This window comes from Methanothermobacter sp. K4 (genome assembly GCF_022014235.1).
Classification (GTDB): Archaea; Methanobacteriota; Methanobacteria; order Methanobacteriales; family Methanothermobacteraceae; genus Methanothermobacter.
In genome coordinates, this window is record NZ_JAKLTD010000001.1 from 700,575 (window position 1) to 703,774 (window position 3,200).

The 3,200-nt window shown below is 50.0% G+C and carries 3 protein-coding genes; all 3 read right to left on the reverse strand.

Going from position 1 to position 3,200, the window contains the following annotated elements; translation table 11 throughout:
• Window positions 1-65: 65 nt before the first annotated feature.
• The gene (locus L5462_RS03780; RefSeq protein ID WP_237779455.1) at window positions 66-1,256 is read right to left on the reverse strand and encodes a YcaO-related McrA-glycine thioamidation protein; all 1,191 of its coding nucleotides are present in this window, start codon (window positions 1,254-1,256) and stop codon (window positions 66-68) included.
• Window positions 1,257-1,265: 9 nt separating this feature from the next.
• Window positions 1,266-1,841: a site-2 protease family protein gene (locus tag L5462_RS03785; RefSeq protein ID WP_237779456.1), complete on the reverse strand. Its 576-nt coding sequence runs from the start codon at window positions 1,839-1,841 to the stop codon at window positions 1,266-1,268.
• A gap of 212 nt (window positions 1,842-2,053) precedes the next feature.
• Entirely contained in the window at window positions 2,054-3,163 is a 1,110-nt protein-coding gene (locus L5462_RS03790) for a sensor histidine kinase (RefSeq protein WP_237779457.1), read from the reverse strand.
• Window positions 3,164-3,200 lie beyond the last annotated feature (37 nt).

Here is a 3,200-nt window from a genome sequence, read left to right on the forward strand (position 1 = left end):
ATGTTTTCATCTCTGGGATGACCTTGGGGTCCCTGTCACATTAGGTTGGGTGATAGGGGATGTTTTCATCTGCGTGAGGACCTTATACGTCCCCCCACCCTTTCAGGGTCAACAGAGAAAACCTCAAGTCCCGGTACAATAACCCTCACAACGGGGACACCAACATCACGGGTTAGATCCACATATAATGTCTGCTTCAGGCCCACCCTCCTGAGTTTATCCAGGGTAATCTCAAGGTCCCTCTGGAAGGACCTTGTTGAGAGGTCCTCCATATCCTCAAGTGCAATGGTATCATCGGGTTCAGAGAACCAGTGCCTGTTTAACCTCTTCATCCTCTCATAGCCAGCCCTCCTCATGAACTCCGCCCTTACAGTGTCCTCCCTGGTACCGTGTATCTGGGTGGCCCTGCTCTGGGCAACCTCTGTGAGGGCCCTTATAACTGCAATTTCAGGGTCGAGGTGGGTTCCAACACCCATGGTGAGGAGCGCCGGGTCCCTGAGCACAACATCATCTGCAACCGCAGCCACCGTTGCAACGCCAGTGTCAGCGGTGAGATCCACCAGTGTTATTTCAACCCCCGCCCCCTGGAACCTTTCAAGTAGACACGTTATTATCCGGTTATCTGTCCCTGAGCAGTCAATCTCTATCCTGGGACCCCTCCTCGCCTCAAAGAGACTCCAGGCATCCCTCTCTATTACCTCCATGAGACCGTGAAATATGGCCTCCTCCAGGACGTTACCGGATGCAAGGCCATTGGTGTTGGATCTGAAGAGACTCACACATCCCTCCGGGGGGTTGTAAGGGTGAAAAACTGCATTTGCAGGTACATGAACCTTTTCCTGGCTTTTTATATCCTCTGCAATTATCCACTCAACTTCAGAGTCCGTATCAGCATTTTGTGGAAGAATAAGTGCTTTAGGGTCCAGGCGTTTATCCATTTCAGATGGATGGGCCCTCAGTGTTTCGTCCAGGGGACTTCTCTCAGCAGAGTACCTTTCAAATGCCTCCATCATTGCAGAGGCCCTTGCCTGTTTCCTGGTGGCCCCCTTACCTGCGTATATGCTAACGGCACCCTCCTCCGCTGTTGGCCTTATGGCTGAGAATACCGGTATGCCTATACGGTCAAGGTGTGTTATCTCGGTTATCCTTGTGACACCTATGGCCCTGAGTTTTTCCCTGAAGGCCCTGAGTGTCTCCGAGGGTTTCATGGCCCGGTGGGTGCATCCAACATACCTAACAGGAATATCCCGGAACATCTCAATCACTTAGAACATGCTGGTGAATGTGAGTGCAAATGCAGATGCGGCTGCAATGAGCCATATGAGGGGGTTCCATCTGAAAACCTTGGCACCATCAAGTACTGCAATTGGTATGAGGTTAAAGAGGGCCAGAAAGCTGTTAACGGCGTATCCAAGTACCGCAACATAATTAAATGGGGATGGAAGTACAGATGAACTAATGAGGAAGATGATGGCGAGTATTATATTGGTGAGGGGACCTGCGAGGGATATCCTCCCGTTAATGTTCCTGTCAATGTAGTTTCCATGAATGTAGACAGCCCCCGGGGCTGCGAAGACAAATCCAAAGTAGGATGTTACAAGCGCCAGTATGAGGCCCTCTAGCCACAGCCGGTACTCGGCCCAGAATCCATACCTTATAGCCATTAACTTATGGGCGATCTCATGGAGGACAAACCCGAGACCCACAGTGATAAGGGTTGCCGGAAGCAGAACCAGTGCTAACTGCAGGTTTCTACCTGAGAACACGTAGGCGAATACACCGGCAATCACAACCATCGAGATCAGAATATCCCGTACCTCTCCCTTACTGAATCTGACCATATTTATATTAACATGGGGCACGGCTTATAATGCTTTCCATTGCTGGATTGAGACTGCCCTTCTATCACCTGAGATTGAGACTGCCCTTCTATCACCTGAGATTGAGACTGCCCTTCTATCACCTGAGATTGAGACTGCCCTTCTATCACCTGAAATATTAGGGGCACTCCCCGGCGATGTTTCTGGCCGGAAAATAATACCTTTTGAGAGGATCATTTCTCAGACTCCACTGACATCCTGTTGGTGTATGTGGGCTCTCTGAATTCTATCCTGAAAAGTCCACCATCCGCTCCTGAAAATGTGAGGGTTCCGTCAAGCTGTTCTGTGAGGATTTCAACAAGTTTGAAGCCAAGGGACTTGCTATTTCTGAGATCCTCCTCACTGAACCCCACACCGTCATCCATCACCTCAAGAATACAGTCAGGGTCCCTCCTCTTAAATCTTACTGTGATCCTGCCCCTGTCTCTTTCTCTGAAGGCGTGCTTGAGTGCATTGGTTACCAGTTCACTCAGTATGAGGCCCAGGGGAATTGAGGTCTCAAGGCTCACATTTATATCATCGACTTCAAGCGAGAATTCTATATCCTTCCCATGGGAGTATGACCTCTGAAGGTTCTTCAGGAGTCTGGAGGCGTACACTCCAAAGTCTATGGAGCTGAAATCACCTGAACTATACAGTTGTTCATGTATGAGTCCCATGGACCTTATCCTGTCCTGGCTCTCCTCAAGGAGATCCCTGCAGGTGGGGTCCTTTATGCTGTGGCTCTGGAGGCTCAGGAGACTTGAAATTATCTGGAGGTTGTTCTTGACCCTGTGGTGTATCTCACTGAGAAGGACCTCCTTCTCCCTCAGGGACCTCCGGAGTTCCTCCTCCATCTTCAGCCTCTCGGTTATATCCCTGGCCACCAGGACCGCGTACCTTTCACCATCAAAATCAACTATATCCACCTTTATCTCAACGGGTATCATTTCACGGTTCCTTTTTATGAGGCGCCCCTCCATTGTTATCCTATCATCATCACCCTTAAGGATCCTTCTGAAGCGGGGGTGCATGTCCTCAGGCAGGAGGTCATAGATCCTATGGCCGGGTATATCACGGGTTGAATACCCCAGCCTTGTGCAGGCTGAGCGGTTGGCGTCTTCAAGTTCACCTCCGGGGGTTTTAACCAGGAATATGGCGTCATCTGTACAGTCGAGGAGTTTTCTGAACCTCCTGAGTTCTGCGAGTGACTCCTGAAGGCGAGGGTAGTAACTCTTCCTTATGGATTTTTCACCGAACCCTATTATCTTCTCCCTGAGAGTTTCCCAGTCCCTATCAGACATTTCATCACAACCGGATTATTTCCGCGGGTAACTTGGG

Bases quoted from the DNA above. Each gene is read 5' to 3' on its own strand.
- L5462_RS03780 (WP_237779455.1), bottom strand. From the start codon at position 1,256: ATGTTCCGGGATATTCCTGTTAGGTATGTTGGATGCACCCACCGGGCC.
- L5462_RS03785 (WP_237779456.1), bottom strand. From the start codon at position 1,841: ATGGTCAGATTCAGTAAGGGAGAGGTACGGGATATTCTGATCTCGATG.
- L5462_RS03790 (WP_237779457.1), bottom strand. From the start codon at position 3,163: ATGTCTGATAGGGACTGGGAAACTCTCAGGGAGAAGATAATAGGGTTC.